General features: G+C 68.6%; 13 protein-coding genes and 2 pseudogenes. 8 read left to right on the top strand and 7 right to left on the bottom strand.

Annotated features, from left to right (window positions below):
- Positions 1–411: 411 nt before the first annotated feature.
- Positions 412–1,680 carry a cation:proton antiporter gene (locus tag ABGA99_RS36225; RefSeq protein WP_100300027.1) on the bottom strand — a complete coding sequence of 423 codons (1,269 nt, stop codon included), beginning with the start codon at positions 1,678–1,680 and terminating at the stop codon, positions 412–414.
- Between the two features lie 395 nt (positions 1,681–2,075).
- Here ABGA99_RS36225 and nhaA point away from each other — a divergent pair, with 395 nt between their 5' ends.
- Entirely contained in the window at positions 2,076–3,380 is a 1,305-nt protein-coding gene (nhaA, locus tag ABGA99_RS36220) for a Na+/H+ antiporter NhaA (protein WP_347578454.1), read from the top strand.
- A gap of 121 nt (positions 3,381–3,501) precedes the next feature.
- On the opposite strand, the gene ABGA99_RS36215 is transcribed toward nhaA, so the two are convergent.
- The 3 genes from ABGA99_RS36215 to ABGA99_RS36205 form a co-directional block, all read right to left on the bottom strand.
- The gene (locus ABGA99_RS36215) at positions 3,502–3,789 is read right to left on the bottom strand and encodes a hypothetical protein (RefSeq protein WP_347578453.1); all 288 of its coding nucleotides are present in this window, start codon (positions 3,787–3,789) and stop codon (positions 3,502–3,504) included.
- Positions 3,790–3,854: 65 nt separating this feature from the next.
- Positions 3,855–4,172 carry a PRC-barrel domain-containing protein gene (locus tag ABGA99_RS36210; RefSeq protein WP_347578452.1) on the bottom strand — a complete coding sequence of 106 codons (318 nt, stop codon included), beginning with the start codon at positions 4,170–4,172 and terminating at the stop codon, positions 3,855–3,857.
- Between the two features lie 1,173 nt (positions 4,173–5,345).
- Positions 5,346–6,584 (bottom strand): PP2C family protein-serine/threonine phosphatase, encoded by a 1,239-nt coding sequence (locus ABGA99_RS36205; protein WP_347584268.1) that lies wholly within the window; start codon positions 6,582–6,584, stop codon positions 5,346–5,348.
- Positions 6,585–7,148: 564 nt separating this feature from the next.
- Between ABGA99_RS36205 and ABGA99_RS36200 the strand changes: the two genes are divergently transcribed.
- The 6 genes from ABGA99_RS36200 to ABGA99_RS36175 all read left to right on the top strand — a co-directional run bounded on the left by ABGA99_RS36200 (position 7,149) and on the right by ABGA99_RS36175 (position 12,508).
- The gene (locus tag ABGA99_RS36200) at positions 7,149–7,448 is read left to right on the top strand and encodes a hypothetical protein (RefSeq protein ID WP_347578450.1); all 300 of its coding nucleotides are present in this window, start codon (positions 7,149–7,151) and stop codon (positions 7,446–7,448) included.
- A gap of 476 nt (positions 7,449–7,924) precedes the next feature.
- Positions 7,925–8,512 (top strand): DUF5994 family protein, encoded by a 588-nt coding sequence (locus ABGA99_RS36195; RefSeq protein WP_347578449.1) that lies wholly within the window; start codon positions 7,925–7,927, stop codon positions 8,510–8,512.
- Positions 8,509–8,709, top strand: coding sequence for a hypothetical protein (locus tag ABGA99_RS36190; protein ID WP_100300034.1), 201 nt, complete (start codon positions 8,509–8,511; stop codon positions 8,707–8,709). Before ABGA99_RS36195 ends, ABGA99_RS36190 begins: the two co-directional genes overlap by 4 nt.
- Before the next feature lie 591 nt (positions 8,710–9,300).
- Positions 9,301–10,548 carry an IS21 family transposase gene (gene istA, locus ABGA99_RS36185; protein WP_347578448.1) on the top strand — a complete coding sequence of 416 codons (1,248 nt, stop codon included), beginning with the start codon at positions 9,301–9,303 and terminating at the stop codon, positions 10,546–10,548.
- Positions 10,548–11,351, top strand: coding sequence for an IS21-like element helper ATPase IstB (gene istB / locus ABGA99_RS36180; protein WP_347578447.1), 804 nt, complete (start codon positions 10,548–10,550; stop codon positions 11,349–11,351). Before istA ends, istB begins: the two co-directional genes overlap by 1 nt.
- Before the next feature lie 113 nt (positions 11,352–11,464).
- Entirely contained in the window at positions 11,465–12,508 is a 1,044-nt protein-coding gene (locus tag ABGA99_RS36175; protein WP_347578446.1) for an acyl-CoA desaturase, read from the top strand.
- Between the two features lie 831 nt (positions 12,509–13,339).
- Here ABGA99_RS36175 and ABGA99_RS36170 read toward each other — a convergent pair.
- Positions 13,340–13,528, bottom strand: a complete 189-nt coding sequence (locus ABGA99_RS36170; protein ID WP_347578445.1) for a hypothetical protein — start codon at positions 13,526–13,528, stop codon at positions 13,340–13,342.
- 169 nt (positions 13,529–13,697) lie between these two features.
- A pseudogene (locus ABGA99_RS36165) lies at positions 13,698–14,434 on the bottom strand (IS5 family transposase).
- On the opposite strand from ABGA99_RS36165, the gene ABGA99_RS36160 reads away from it, so the two are divergent.
- Positions 14,318–14,575 carry a hypothetical protein gene (locus tag ABGA99_RS36160; protein ID WP_347584269.1) on the top strand — a complete coding sequence of 86 codons (258 nt, stop codon included), beginning with the start codon at positions 14,318–14,320 and terminating at the stop codon, positions 14,573–14,575. The pseudogene ABGA99_RS36165 and the gene ABGA99_RS36160 sit on opposite strands and share 117 nt — an antisense overlap.
- 73 nt (positions 14,576–14,648) lie before the next feature.
- Here ABGA99_RS36160 and ABGA99_RS36155 read toward each other — a convergent pair.
- Positions 14,649–14,830: pseudogene (locus tag ABGA99_RS36155) on the bottom strand (hypothetical protein); the annotation flags it as partial.

Here is a 14,830-nt window from a genome sequence, read left to right as displayed (position 1 = left end):
GCACCGGTAGCAGGCCGCGGACCACCGCCCACTCCGCGTCGGTCATGTCCGACGGGTAGCGTCGCACACGCCCAGCACGATCGGCCGCGTTGCCGTACACGTGCGCGAGGCAATCACACGGCCGGGCGGGCGAGCTGGACGCAGCAGGCAACGACGCGGAAGACTGCGGCACCAGGGCCTCCTGTTGCTCATGGACTTCGACACCCACGAGCTGTGCAGGAGGCCCTGCCTCCATGCCCGGAAACCCGGAAATCACCCACCCGAGTTGCCACACTCGAACCCACACCCACCTTGATCGGTACGACAACGGCTTCTAAGCCAATACCACCCAGAGAATTTTTGACAGGTCACGGCTTTGAGCACATGGAAACGGTGGCGAGGTGGAGTCCGGCCAGGTAGGTCAGGGCGCATCTACGGGCAAGTGCCGGGCTCGGCATGGTGGCTTCTGCGTTCCATACGCCTGATGGCCGGTGCCGCCATGGCGCCGTGCAGTGCCACCGAGCCCACTACGGTGAAGGCCACCACGGCCCACAGTTCGCGCTCCAGCCCGCTGAAGGGGTTCTGACCCAGCGCATAGGACAGGTAGAACAGCGAGCCAATCCCGCGGATACCGAACGACGCCACGACAACGCGCTCCGGTCGCCCCATTGTGCTCTTCACCTGAGCCAGCCACCCGGCGAGAGGCCGGACGACCAGCAGCACCAGGACACCGACGGCCACCCCCCTCATGGTCAGGGCAGACAAGGCGCCTGTGGCGAGGTAGCCGCCGAGCAGAAACAGCAAAAGAGCGGTGAGCAACCGCTCGATCTGCTCAGTGAACTCATGCAGAACCTTGTGGTAGCCGTGGCTGCGCTCGACGGCACGGACAGCGCATGCGGTGACGAACACGGACAGGAACCCATAGCCGTGGAGCACCTCGGCGATCCCGTAGGACAAGAACGTGGCCCCCAGCGCCACGAAGCCCTCCATGTGCTCGGACAGCCGCAGCACCGGCGTCTTCGCACGGAAGAACATCCACCCCAGCAGCCAGCCGACGACCGCCCCCACGAGCAGCCCGACGGCACACTTGCCCAGCACGTCCGTCAGAGCCCAACGTCCGATCCACTCCGTCGACCAACCGGCGCCCACCGCCGCAGCGAGAGCGATGGCCGCATAGACGAACGGAAAGGCGAGGCCGTCGTTCAGCCCTGCCTCACTGGTGAGAGCGAACTGCGCATCATCCTCCTCATGGCCGCTGCCCAGCGGCTCTCCCACCCGCACCTCCCCGGCCAGCACCGGATCGGTAGGCGCGAGCACAGCACCCAGCAGCAGGGCGACGGCGGGCGGCCAGTCCAGCACACCCCAGGCCAGCACAGCGACAGCCACCACAGTCAGCGGCATCGTGACGCCCAGCAACCGCCAGGTACTGGACCACCTCCGAAGGCCGAAGGGCCGGTCAATGGCGAGCCCTGCCCCCATCAGCGACACGATCACACACACCTCGGTGGTGTGCTCGACCCACAGACGGTCCTGTACGGGGTCCACCGCCGGCACGGGCAGCGGTAGCAACTGGATGAGCACGCCTGCGACCAGGAAGATCATCGGCAGGGAGAAAGGCCGCTGGGAAACAACCCGAGGCAGCACTGCCGCCGCGAGCGCCCCGATGCCCAGGCAGAGATAGACCACGTCCGAAAATGTCACTGCATACTCCTGCCACCACGCACATTGAGTCTCACCAGCGACGCGTGTACCCAACGGCTCGCACCTGCCCTGGGATGCTCCTCCGCCACCGCACTGGCAGCGGTAGAGACCAAGGGGCCAACGCGGCATGAAGGTCACTATCGTCGGTCTCGACAAGCCCACCGCCGGTAACACGCGTGGTCGAACGGGGTGGGGTCGCAACGTGCAGCAGTCGCTGTGGACGACCGGGCCCGGGTATCCACCGGCGATCGAACCCGGCAACTGGTCACTCAGCGTGTTCGGGCATGTGGGATAGGGTGCTGGCAATGCGCCGGGGCGCAGGGTGTGCCGGGAAGTCTGGTCGGCGGTCCGAGGGCCTTTGTGCCCGCGATCGGCTCCCTGGAGGTTACCCCGCTGTGGCCGACGCGCCGCGTTCGCGTTCTTCGTTCCTCGGTGTGCTGCCGTGGCCCGAGCGGCAGGCGGTCGCCCGGGCGCTTCGTACGGAGACGCTCGGTGGCCTGGTGCTGCTGGTCGCCGCGCTGGTGGCACTGGTGTGGGCCAACAGCCCGCTCAGCCACGTTTATGAAGAGGTCCGCGGCTTCCACTTAGGTGTCTCCGAGCTGGGGCTGGACCTGTCGGTGCAGCACTGGGCCGCGGATGGGCTGCTCGCGGTGTTCTTCCTCGTCGCCGGCATCGAGCTGAAGCGGGAACTGGTCGTCGGGGAACTGCGCACGCCCGCGACGGCGGCGCTGCCGGTCGTGGCGGCGCTGTGCGGCATGGCCGTGCCGGCCGCCGTCTACGTCGCCGCAGTGGCCTTCCGGGACGGCGACCTCGTCGGATGGGCGGTGCCGATGGCCACCGACATCGCCTTCGCCCTGGCCGTCCTCGCGGTGATCAGCACACATCTGCCGACCGCTCTGCGGGCCTTCCTGCTGACGCTGGCGGTCGTCGACGACCTCGGGGCCATCCTCGTGATTGCCTTGTTCTACACGTCCGACCTCAACCTTCCCGCCCTGGCAGGAGCCATGGCCGGGCTCGCCGTCTTCTACTTGCTGCAGCGGCTGCGGGTGACGGGTTGGTGGTGGTACGTGCCGCTGGGCGCGGTGATCTGGGCGCTGATGTACAACGGCGGAATCCACGCCACAGTCGCCGGCGTGGCGATGGGCCTGATCCTGCGCACCAGACGCGACGAAGGCGAGAAGTCCTCGCCCGGCGAGCGCACCGGACACCTGCTGCATCCCTTCTCCGCCACCGTCGCCGTGCCGCTCTTCGCCCTCTTCGCCGCCGGGATCGGCGTATCCTCCACCGGCCTGGGTGAGGTCTTCACGCGGCCGGAGGCCCTGGGCGTGGTCCTGGGGCTGGTTCTGGGCAAGACCCTGGGGATCTTCATCGGCACATATCTCGCCGCCCGCTTCACCCGCGCACAGCTCAACCCGAACCTGGCCTGGGCCGACGTTCTGGCGCTCGCCGCGCTGGGCGGCATCGGGTTCACCGTCTCGCTGCTCATCGGCGATCTCGCCTTCTCCGGCTCCGCGCTGGGCGAGGAGGTCAAAGCGGCCGTCCTCGTGGGGTCCGTCCTCGCCGCACTGCTCGCCACGGTGCTGTTGCGCCGGCGCAACCGTGTCTACCGGCGCCTGTACGAGGAGGAGAACGCCGACGCCGACCACGACGGCATCCCGGACATCTACCAGCGCAAGACCACCGACGACGCCGTTCCATAGCCGAGGAGAGAACTGCGCCTCCGCTACCGCGGGTCCGCATCGGCTGCTTCGCCGGGAACGGGATCGCGACCTTCTTTCCTACGGATGTCCTGCGCCGTGGGGCAGGGTGCGTATGGGTGTTCTACAGCTCGTCAGCGTGTGGATGATGGGTGACGCGGCGCGGGCGGGCCGGGCCGGGCGGGTCGGGTGTGAGGGCGGTGTCCACCGTGAGGTGGAGGCGGGTGCCGCCGTCTGCCTCGCCGGTGGGATAGCTGCGTTGCTCGGTGGCGGCGAAGCGGTTGCGGAGCACGTCGGCGATCTGCCGTGCCGTCTCGGGGGAACCGGCGATGATGCGGATGTCCGCCATGCCGGGGCGGCCCGGCTGCGACGGGGCCGGGGATGTGTCCGCTGCGGAACCGTTGTCGTTCATTTCGTGCTCCGTCCCTGGCTGCTGTGACGGCGGCGCCGTGTGCGGCGGCCGCGTGGTTGAGAGTGTCACCGGGGGAGGTCGTAGTGACGGAAGACCGCCTCCTCCGCCTCCGCGGGCATGATGTCGTCCGTATCGAGCGAGGGGACCTTGCGCACCAGCGCCTTGGCATAAGCGACCTTGACGTAGTCCAGCCCCAGGATCACGTTGTCGAAGGGCACGAAGGCCAGACGGTGGCAAGTGGGCAAGCCCATACGAACCGTGGCCATGGCCGGTTCGTCGGTACCCGTGTCCACGTATACCGCTTCGAGCACACCGATCTTGCAGTCTTTCGGGTCGATGACGCTGTGGTTGCGCCATTCGCGAATGTCGGCCGCCTCGATCATGGCCAGTCCTCCTGCAAGCCGTGCTCACGTCCGGTAAACGCGCACACTCCCACGTCCGGCATTCTCCGCCGCGCATACCTCCGTCGGCGGTTTCCGGCTCGTTTGAGGAGCGTTGCTCGCGGACGGCTCCACGAATACGCCCGAACCGCCGGAGGCGATTGCTTGCCGGGAAGCGGCCCGGAAGAAACCGGCATGTGGGGCGCTCCGGTAGATTCGAGTCTACTCCGCGAAGTCACGTGCGGGCTATGTGCGGCCGATGGGCCGGGCAACGCTCGTTCGGCGACATCCCAGCCCTCGATGCCTCGGGCCGTGGCAAGCCGTGCGGTTACCGACAACTTGTGCGGCACGGTGCTGCCTGCCTCAGGCCGATCGTCCAGTGAGCGAGCCAGGGCGCTGTCCGTCTGCTGCGACTACGCCGCGCGGACCGCCACCAGGCAGGGCGCTGCACCGCGGCTGTCGGCCCAACCCCCGGCGCCTTCCTTTTCCGGCCCCGTCGGGCACGTCTCGCGAGTCCCCCGTGCCGGTCGCATCAAACGCGGCCCGTCCCGACAGATCGCTGACGGCAGTGGAGCGACGCGATGGTTGGGCGGCCGGCTGTGCCTGCGACTTCCGGGCCGAGCTGTCGGGGCGTGCGACGTCCAGGCGCATCGCCGTCCGTGGTCTCGTGGTGGACGCTCCCCGCAGAACCCCGGCAAGCACCGGGCCGAGGAGCTGACTGAAATGCCGAGAGCCTTTCGCGCGCAAGCTTCCGCGCCTGCGCCGTTTTCGGCCTGTACGAGCCCGGGCCGGCGCAGACCCCACCCGGGGAGCGAGGTCGGCATCACGACCACGACCGCCCTTCTCTCTCCCCCGACGACGGAAGACCAGTCCGCCGCACTGGACGCCTGCCTCCTCCAGTAGCGCCTTCCACTCGTGGTATTCGGTGTTGGGGTTGAGCGGCTCACCCGCCGGGGTGGTGAAGACGAGCCTTGTCCACCCACAGCTGGCGGTCGGCTCTGCGCTCGTCGGCCTGCTCCTGTCGACGTAGGCGCAACAGCTCCACGAATTCGTCCGGCAGCCCGACGAGGCGCCTGGCCGGGACCTGGCGTCCTTGGTCTCGCGACGCACCTGCTGTCGTTCGGGGTATTAGCTGCACCTTCACCAGGCCGGGGCAACCGTGGCTGGGCGGTGACGCTACCGCTTCGTGCGTCGGGGTGAGGCTTGCCGGAGGTCTGCGCCGGAGCCGACGTGCCGCTTCGTTTCCTGGGAGCCGTACCAGTCCAGGCACATCACGGTGGCGTCGTCCTCCAACTGCCCGCCGGCCGCGTCCAGGACCGCGGTGCTCAGCGTCAGCGCGGTCTCCCGGGGGTGCAGGTGCCGGGTGTCCATCATGAGGTCGGGCAGGTCCATCGTCTCCGCGCCGCGTTCGAGCATGCCGTCGGTGAGCATGATCAACCGGTCGCCGGGGCGCAGGTCGAGTTCTTGGACTCGGTAAGGGTGAGGGGTGGCCACGGTCAGTCCGAAGGGCTGGTCCGCCTCCAGGGCGATCTCGTCCACCTCTCCGTCGCGCATGCGTAGCGGCAGGGGGTGGCCTGCGTTGATCAGCTCAGCTTGCCCGGTGCGGAGGTTGATGCGCACCAGTTGCCCGGTGGCGTGACCGTGGGGTCTGTGGTCGGCCAGGGCCTGGTCGGCTCGCCGGGCCTGCTCCCTGAGGTCAGCCCCTTGGCGGCGGGCGCCGCGCAGGGCGCCCACCAGCACCGTCGCCGACAGCGCGGCCTGGAGGTTGTGCCCCATGGTGTCGGTCAGGGACAGGTGGAGGGTGTCGTTGTCAAGGATGTAGTCGAAGGTGTCGCCGCTGACGTCTTCGGAAGGTTCCAGATTCCCGCTCAGCGCGAACTGCGCCGCCTCGCAGGTGAGCGACAGGGGCAGGAGCTGGTACTGGATCTCTGCGGCCAGGGCGAGCGGCCTGCTGCGCTTTCCCCAGGTGTAGAGGTCGGTAAAGCGTTGGTTGGCGATCACGATGTAAGCCAGGATGTGCGCGGCCTCACCCACCGCGTCGAGCACCTCCTGGCCAGGGTCGGCCGGCAGCAAGAGCTCCAGCAGCCCGATGGCGTCGCCGCGGTTGGTGACCGGAAAGATCACCCGCTCCCCCTGGCCCGTCGTCTCGCGGTAAGGCCGCTGAGTGCGGATCACATGCTCGTAGACGCTGCCGAACAGGTTGATTCTGTCTGCCTGGCGCCCACGCCCGGCCTTCGACCGCGAGGCGGTGGACAGCGGCACCACCGCTTTCCCTGTCAGGTCCACGATGAGGAAGGAGACCCGTGTGGCGCCGAAACGTTGCAGAAGGTCCTCGGCGACCACGTCGACGGCCTCCACCGGCGACGCCGTCTCCGCTGCCGTCAGCAGTCGGGAAAGCTCATCTTGCGTATTCACTACGCGCGCTCCCTTGACAGACCCCTTATACCAGGGTGAGGAGCTGCACAGCGAGCGTCAAACGGGCACGCGCACGTCCCTGGGCGGGTCACTCCGGGTCAATACACCTAGGCCCGACCCGGCGGGGGCGGTGGCCGTCCGCTCGTCGCCGTCCGCGGTATGCGGCACGGGGTTCTCCGTCGTCCCCATGGTCGCGGCCGACGGGCCGCGGGGGAGTAGGGTGGCGAACACCGAGGGCATCTCGCGTGCCGACTCCATGGTCAGCATCGTTCCCGGCGAACGGATACACCGGGTCGGCGTGACCGCCGCCCGAGATAGGTCCCGCCCCATGACGGCTGTCTCCATCGTCCGCAGCTCCGCATTGCCTGCCGGTCCCACTCCACCGACACGCACGTGCCTCCAGCAGGTGAGAGAGGCGGCGGTGGCGGGCCCGGGCCCCCGTCCCGAACTCGGCGACCAGGTGGACCACCTCGTCCGGCGCGACCACCGGGACGGCGGTCGCGGTCGGCGGCGCCCGAGCAGCCGGGCACGCAGATGCGCCCGGCGACGCGGCACGGACACGGGATGACCACCGAGACCGGCAACGGTGACGTGGGGCCCGTGCCCGCCGTACGACGGGCGTCACTCCCCCCGCCGGGCTTCGCGGAGGTCCGTATCGTCGCGGCCGGCCCCGAAACGGCTCGCCGGATCGCCGCGGTGCTCCGCCTCCGCTTCGCGGCCGACGAACAACGCAGCTACCCCGCGGGAGACAACGGCGAAGGCACGCGGCTCCACCTCACGATCGACACCGATCGTGCCCCTGAGCCGATCGGGCCGTTCAGCCTCCCCCTCGTCACCGGCCATCCGCACATCGACGAGCTGTAGGGCACACATCCGCCAGGCCGCAGGTGCCCACGGCACCGGGCAGGGGGCAAGGGATGGCATAGTCGTTCCTGCGTGGGCTGACCCGTTGGCAGGCCGACACGCAGCGGGAGGTCGTGGCCGAGGTGTACGCCGTGGCGTACGACGCGCTTCAGCGGGCCGGATCCGGCAGTTGCCGGGAGTTCGCGGCGCAGTTCGCCGAGCACGTCCAGCGCCCCGGGTTCGAGATGGCGGCCGCTGGCGGGAGTCGGCCGGCTGTGCCGCAACTCCGGGTCGAGCGGTCGGGGCCCGCGACCGTCCAGGCGCATCGCCGTCCGTGGTCTCGTGGTGGACGCTCCCCGCAGAACCCCGGCAAGCACCGGCCGGGGAGTAGACTGAAGCCACCGAGAACATTTCGCGCGCAAGCTTCCGCGCTTGCGACGTTTTCGGCGCATACGAGCCCGGGCCGGCGCAGACCCGCCCGGAGCGAGGTCGGCATCATGCCCACGACCACCCTTCTCCCTCCGATGACGGAAGACCAGTCCGCCGCACTGCCTCTGCGCTTGTCGCTCGCCCCCACAGGCAGCGCCCCGGCGCTGCTGGAGGGCGCCTGGTGGCCCCGCTCCCGCGACCTGACCGCCGAGTTGCCCGCCCTCATCGCCCTCCTGGACCCGCTGTGGGGCCGGATCACCCGCCTCGCGGTGAACTCCACGTACTGGCAGATCATGCCCCGCAAGATCCCGGTCGGCGGACACGTGGTCAAGGTGGGCTGGTTCGCAGCAGAACTGGACCCCCACAACGTGCTGCTGCGCTCCTTCAGCGTCGGCCGCTGGGACCTTCTGGTCATTTCGCCCCAGACCCCGCCGGAGACCGCCGCCTGGCTGATGGCCGCCGCCGCCGACCCGCTGCACGCGCGTACCGCAAGCCAGCTGATGCAGGAGGCCGAGCACCGCCGGTACGCCGCCGACGGCGACCATGCCCAGCAGGCGATCTGGGACTCCGAAGGAGGACGCGCAGCGCGCCCGTCGAACCCGCCCTCCCGCGCCCGTACTGGCACGCGGGTGCCGGACCTGACGAGAGCGAGGTGAGGACCGTGGAGACCCTGGTCACCATTGCCATCGTCCTGGGCATGATCGCGCTGGGCGCGCTCATGCTCCATCTGCTCAACACCCAGCGGGCTGAACGCATCGCCAACCACCACTACACCCCCTCCCGCCCCCGCCGCGGGAAGAAAAGCGGCGAGCCGGGCCGTCCCACAGGCGAGGGGCCCCCTGCCCGGCAGTAGACCTTGAGGCGTCGATCCAAAGGCGCGGTGGCGCCCCACGAAAGTCCGCAGTTCAACGAGCCATGTCCGTGCGTGAGGCGAAGGCTCGCCGCCTCCTTACCCCTCGGGGCGGCCAGGGCCACGACCACTCTCCCAGCCGCATCCCGACGACACCGCCCGCTGACGAGACGTGTATCCAAGCTTGAACGACCTTCCAAAGACGGCCGTGAGCTTGTCGCCGTTGACGGCTCGTCCCGCGACTACTCGACGGCTCGTCGGAATACGCGACTCGATCGCAAGGCAGGACGACGTGGACGAGGTAGTCACCGTGTCGCATCAGTCTCCTGCGCTGCGACAGAGTTCATACGACTGACGCAGTGAGACCGGGCCGCGTGTGGGAACCCGAAAGTGAAAAGGGTCCGATCCGCACCGGCCCCGGCCATCAAGCGGCTTCATCGACTGCCCCTCAGCCACGGCCGATCGTGACGGCTCGGACACGTCCCTCCCGTAGGACGTCAATTGTCGTCGACGGCTGAAATATGGACCAGTAGCGACGCTTGAAAGTTGACCCCCTTCAGGGGTCTGGCTCGTTGAGTCAGGCCGGGAGGAGTGGTGATCAGCGTGGAGGACTGGGCGGAGATCCGCCGGCTTCACCGGGCCGAGGAGATGCCGGTGAGAGCCATCGCGAGGAAGCTGGGGATCTCGAGGAACACCGTTCGCAGGGCGATCGCGGACGATGCCCCGCCGAAGTACCAGCGGGCAGCGAAGGGCTCGATCGTCGACGTCGTCGAGCCGCAGATCCGTGAACTGCTGGAACGGTGGCCGGAGATGCCGGCGACGGTGATCGCGGAGCGGATCGGCTGGGAGCGGGGTCTGACCGTGCTCAAGGACCGGGTCCGTGACCTGCGGCCCGCCTATCGGCCCGTCGATCCGGCGTCGCGGACGGTCTATGAACCCGGCGAGCTGGCCCAGTGCGATCTGTGGTTCCCACCGGCCGAGATCCCACTCGGCTTCGGACAGGCGGGGCATCCGCCGGTGCTGGTGATGGTGGCCGGCTATTCGCGGTGGATCACCGCCCGGATGCTGCCGTCGAGGTCGGCGGCAGATCTGATCGCCGGACACTGGCGGCTGCTGACCGACCTCGGCGCCGTCCCGAGGGTGCTGGTCTGGGACAACGAGGGAGCCGTCGGCTCCTGGCGGTCCGGCGGCCCACGACTTACCGATGAATTCGCAGCGTTCGCCGGGCTGCTGGGCGTCAAGTTCGTGCTCTGCAAGCCGCGGGATCCGGAGGCGAAGGGTCTGGTCGAGCGGGCGAACGGCTATCTGGAGACATCGTTCTTGCCGGGTCGGGTGTTCACCTCGGCCGCGGACTTCAACGTCCAGCTGGCCGACTGGCTCACCAAGGCCAACCGGCGTGTCCATCGCACTTTGCAGGCCAGGCCGTCCGACCGGCTCGAGGCCGACCGGTCGCGGATGCTGTCGCTGCCGCCCATCGCTCCACCGGGCTGGTGGAAGGCATCGCTGCGACTGCCGCGGGACCACTATGTCCGCCTGGACACCTGCGACTACTCCGTCCACCCACTCGCCATCGGCCGCCGCATCGAGGTGGCCGCCGACCTGGAACAGGTCCTCGTGACCTGCGACGGAGTCGAGGTCGCCCGCCATGCCCGCAGCTGGGCCAGGCACCAGACGATCACCGATCCCGACCATGCCGCCGCTGCCGCGGCGGGCCGCAGGAAGGCCGCCACGAAGCAGGCCCCTGCGGACCTCACCGAGGTCGAGGAGCGGTCGCTCGACTCCTATGACCGCATCTTCGGCGTCATCGAGGGCGGACTGACCACCGGTGAAGGGGCAGCGTGATGAGCTCGAACAACACGAAGCAGGCTGGCAGCAACCGCGATGTCACGTCCGAACTCATCTATCTCAGCAAGGCGTTGAAGGCCCCGGCTCTGCGAGATGCGGCCGCCCGGCTCGCTGATCGGGCCCGTTCGGAAGAGTGGACCCACGAGGAGTATCTGGCCGCCTGCCTGCAGCGGGAGGTCGCCGCCCGTGACTCCCACGGCGCTGAAGGTCGCATCCGCTCGGCTCGTTTCCCTTCCCGCAAATCGCTCGAGGACTTCGACTTCGATCACCAGCGGTCGGTCAAGCGCGAGGTCATCTCTCACCTCGGGGCGCTTGATTTCGTCGTGGGGAAGGAGAACGTGATCTTCCTGGGGCCGCCCGGAACCGGCAAGACTCACCTGGCCACCGGGCTTGGGATCAGAGCTTGCCAGGCCGGTCACCGGGTCGCGTTCGCCACCGCCGCCCAATGGGTCACCCGCCTCGCCGAGGCCCATGCAGCCGGCCGACTCAGCGACGAGCTCACTCGCCTCGGCCGGATCCCGCTGATCGTGGTCGACGAGGTGGGATACATCCCGTTCGAACCCGAGGCCGCGAACCTGTTCTTCCAGTTCATCTCAGGCAGATACGAACGCGCGTCCGTCATCGTCACGAGCAACAAGCCCTTCGGACGCTGGGGCGAGGTCTTCGGCGACGACACCGTCGCCGCCGCCATGATCGACCGCCTCGTCCACCACGCCGAGGTGATCTCCCTCAAGGGCGACAGCTACCGCATGCGCGGTCGTGACCTCGGACGGGTTCCCGCAGCCAACACCGGGGAATGACCAACATCAACTGACCGACCGGGGGTCACTTTTCAACCGCCGGAACTGGCTCACAATTCAAGCGTCGCCGACAGTCAATCACCCCGATCCAAGGAAAAGGCTCCTTCATCACCATGACTGCATCCACCTCCGTCACTGCCCCGCCTCCTAACGCACCGGGCAGTGACTTCGCCCGGCTGGCGAAACAGATTTCCGACGCTGGGCTGATGAACCGCCGCCCTGGCTACTACGCCGTCCGCATCTCCGTCGTGGCCGTCTGCTACGTCGCTGGCTGGGCCGCCTTCGCCCTCGTCGGAGCCAGCTGGTGGACTCTGGCCATCGCCGCGGCCCTCGCCGTGGTCTTCGGCCAGGTCGCCCTGGTCGCCCACGACATCGCGCATCGCCAGGTCTTCCGGCTTCGCCGGGCCAGCGAGACGTCCGGCCGGATCGCCGGCGCCGCCATCGGTATGGGCTACGAATGGTGGCAGGACAAGCACACCCGCCACCACGCGAACCCCAACCATGAGGAACGCGACCCCGACATCGCCCCCGACCTGCTGGTCTGGACGCCCGGACAGGCCCGCGCCGCCCGCGGCCTGCCCCGCCTGCTCGGCCGCTGGCAAGCCGGGCTGTTCTTCCCGCTGCTCACCCTCGAAGGCATCAACCTGCACATCGCCGGCATCCGCGCCCTGCCCGGCCGGGCGGTCAAGCACCCCGTGCTGGAGGGCACACTGATGCTCGCGCACATCGCGGCCTACCTCACCGCGCTGTTCCTCGTCCTGCCGCCCGGCATGGCGCTGGCGTTCCTCGCCGTACACCAGGGCCTGTTCGGTGTCTACCTCGGCTCAATCTTCGCCCCCAACCACAAGGGCATGCCGACCCTGAGCGGCGACGGCCGCCCGGATTTCCTGCGCCGCCAGGTGCTCACCTCGCGCAACGTCCGCGGCGGCCGACTCACCGACATCGCGCTCGGCGGACTGAACTACCAGATCGAGCACCACCTCTTCCCGAACATGCCCAGCCCGCACCTGGGCAAGGCCCAGGCCATCGTGCGCCGCTACTGCCGCGAACTGGGCGTGAGCTATCTGGAGACCGGACTCATCGACTCCTACCGGCAGGCGCTGCAGAGCCTTCACGACGCCGGCGCCCCGCTCCGCAGCGCCCCCCGCACCGCCTGACATGCTTGCAGACGCGGATCGAAGCTCCGGAACACGTTTCGCCCGCTGCAGTCGCAGAACGTCACGGCGGTCAGGTCGACGTCAGCCCCCGGCGCACACAGTCGCGCAGACAGCCGCGAGACCCCCCTCCATCTGATCCTGCGCGGTCTGCAGTCCCACTTCACGGGCAATTCCGACACCAAGCGTCCTGCTCGACTCCGACTCTTCTCGGCCGCCTCATCGACACCCTCGTCGTGGCTCAGATGCATGCCGAGTCCCCCGCAGCGATCATCGCTCCAGCACCCGACGTCTCACCTCGCCTCACGACGAACCTGGACGACCGGTACGTACACGGTCTGCTACGCCATCCGGACAGTGCACTCAACAGTTCGATGACTGGATCACTGCGGCCGCCATCTGCTCCCTCTGGGGCGACCAGTGGCGTCGGGTCCGCGCTTCCGGTTGCAGTTCTGGTGGCATTCACCTCCGTCCGCGGCGGTCCGGACGACCTTGTTCTCACGTCTGGGCCGCAGGTCAGGATGCAGTCGTTCCAGTTCGGACGGCGACACGGCGAATTGGAAAGCGTGTTGGGTTCACACCCTCACGAGTTCGAATCTCGTATCCTCCGCACCCCGCCTGACCAGGCGAAACGAGGCCCTGCAGCGGCATGCCGCCGCGGGGCCTCGTCGTTGCTCGCAGCATGGTCTCAGTGTTGCTGCCCTTTGCATCCTGGTCAGTGTGCCCGCTGACGGTCTCGTCTGGGTCGTCGTCCGGCTTCGTCCACAGCAGTCCGCCGACCTTGTGCGCGGTCTCGTGCAGAAGCAGATCTGTGACGTGCTGGTAGCACCGAGCTCACACCGCCGCAACTACGGCCGCCGCCCGGGAACGGGAGTCCGCGAGGATCTCCTCAACCTCGGGTCGCAGCCCCATGGGCCGGCGGCGGCGCAGCAGGGCGCCGCTCTCGCGCACCCCAGGGCCGATGGGCTCGCCGTGGAGATCACGCAGGTCCCACAGGTCCCGCTCCAGGTGCACGATCGGCATTGCGGCGCGGTCACAGGCGCGGGCGGGGCTGGCAACCGTTCGGGCCGAAGTCGTGCCGAGCCAATCGCAGTTCATCTTGTTCGGCACGGTCGGCCCCCGGCCTCGCGCCAGGCGCCCCGTGGCGCTGGACCGGGGACTCCTGATCCAGGACCGTGAGCCTTTTCCAACCTCAGTTTGAGCATGTGAGGTGGAGGGTGAGGGCTGCCTGGACGAGGTGGGTGATGCGGGTGATCGAGCAGCGTAGTTGCGCAGGAGGCGCCAGGTTTTCAGGGCGGCGATGGCGGGTTCGACCAGGGCCCGGATCTTCGCGTGGGACCGGTTGAGGGCCTGCTGACCTGCGGAGAGCTTCTCCCAGCGACCCCAGACGGGGACACGGACGGTGCCTCCCGCTCCTCGGTACCCTTTGTCCGCCCAGCACTTGGTGCCGACTTCGGCGAGAGCGTCGATGATGCCGTGTTCGCGGGCAGCGCGGACGTCGTGGATCGCGCCTGGCAGGGCCGGTGAGGCCCATAGCAGTCGGCCCGCCGGATCCGTGAGGATCTGCACGTTCATGCCGTGCTTCTTGTGCTTGCCGGAGTAGAAGGGCCGGTCCGCGGCGGTCCGGTCGGTCGGCAGCAGCGTCCCGTCCAGCAGTACGAACGCCTTCGAGGATGCGGCCCGTACTGCTTCGGCGAGGCTGGGAGCGAGGGCGGCCAGGACCTCCACGGCCTCGGTGATGCACCGGTAGGCGGTCGTGGTCCCGATACCGCAGCCCGCTGCGAGTTGGGCGTACGGGTGACCGTGGCGCAGGTGGGCGAGCGCGAGCAGGACCTGCCGGCCGGCGTTCAGCCGACGCCACCGGCGGCCGATCGCACGGCGGCGTTCACGGAGACGGTCGGTGAGGAAACGAAGATGCGAGCTGGACAGGTCCAGTCCGGACGGGTAGACAAGCACGTGAAGCCTCTGGCGGAACGGGTGATCTTGGTCGTGAACCCGTCTACCAGGGGCTTCACTCGTCTGTCACGCCAACCGCCGGACTGCATCAGCAGGTTGGAAAAGGCTCCGTGACCGCTACAGTCCGGCCCGTTTCCCATAGGCCGAGTGCCACCTGTCGAGTACCGCTACTCAGGTTGAATTTTGATCACGGAGGGTTCATGGTCAGGCCGGTTGTCGGCAGGCAGCCGTCGATCAGGTGCGGCTGGTACTGGATCTTCTTGAGCTTGCGTTTGATCACTCGGGTCAGGTGCGCCAGGTGGGCGGCGGCGAAGTCGGCCGGGGCCCGTTTGAGCAGGCTCCGGGTGCCCTCCTGCGGATTGATCTCGG

The sequence above is a fragment of the Streptomyces sp. B5E4 genome (assembly GCF_039871555.1).
Taxonomy (GTDB): domain Bacteria; phylum Actinomycetota; class Actinomycetes; order Streptomycetales; family Streptomycetaceae; genus Streptomyces.
The sequence above is the reverse complement of the archived record's forward strand: the minus strand, read 5'-3'. Positions and strand labels throughout refer to the sequence as shown.

Excerpts from the sequence above, each read along its gene's own strand:
- ABGA99_RS36215 (WP_347578453.1), bottom strand. The coding sequence starts at position 3,789 with ATGAACGACAACGGTTCCGCAGCGGACACATCCCCGGCCCCGTCGCAG.
- ABGA99_RS36210 (WP_347578452.1), bottom strand. The coding sequence starts at position 4,172 with ATGATCGAGGCGGCCGACATTCGCGAATGGCGCAACCACAGCGTCATC.
- ABGA99_RS36200 (WP_347578450.1), top strand. The coding sequence starts at position 7,149 with ATGACCACCGAGACCGGCAACGGTGACGTGGGGCCCGTGCCCGCCGTA.
- ABGA99_RS36195 (WP_347578449.1), top strand. The coding sequence starts at position 7,925 with ATGCCCACGACCACCCTTCTCCCTCCGATGACGGAAGACCAGTCCGCC.
- istB (WP_347578447.1), top strand. The coding sequence starts at position 10,548 with ATGAGCTCGAACAACACGAAGCAGGCTGGCAGCAACCGCGATGTCACG.
- ABGA99_RS36175 (WP_347578446.1), top strand. The coding sequence starts at position 11,465 with ATGACTGCATCCACCTCCGTCACTGCCCCGCCTCCTAACGCACCGGGC.
- ABGA99_RS36170 (WP_347578445.1), bottom strand. The coding sequence starts at position 13,528 with ATGCCGATCGTGCACCTGGAGCGGGACCTGTGGGACCTGCGTGATCTC.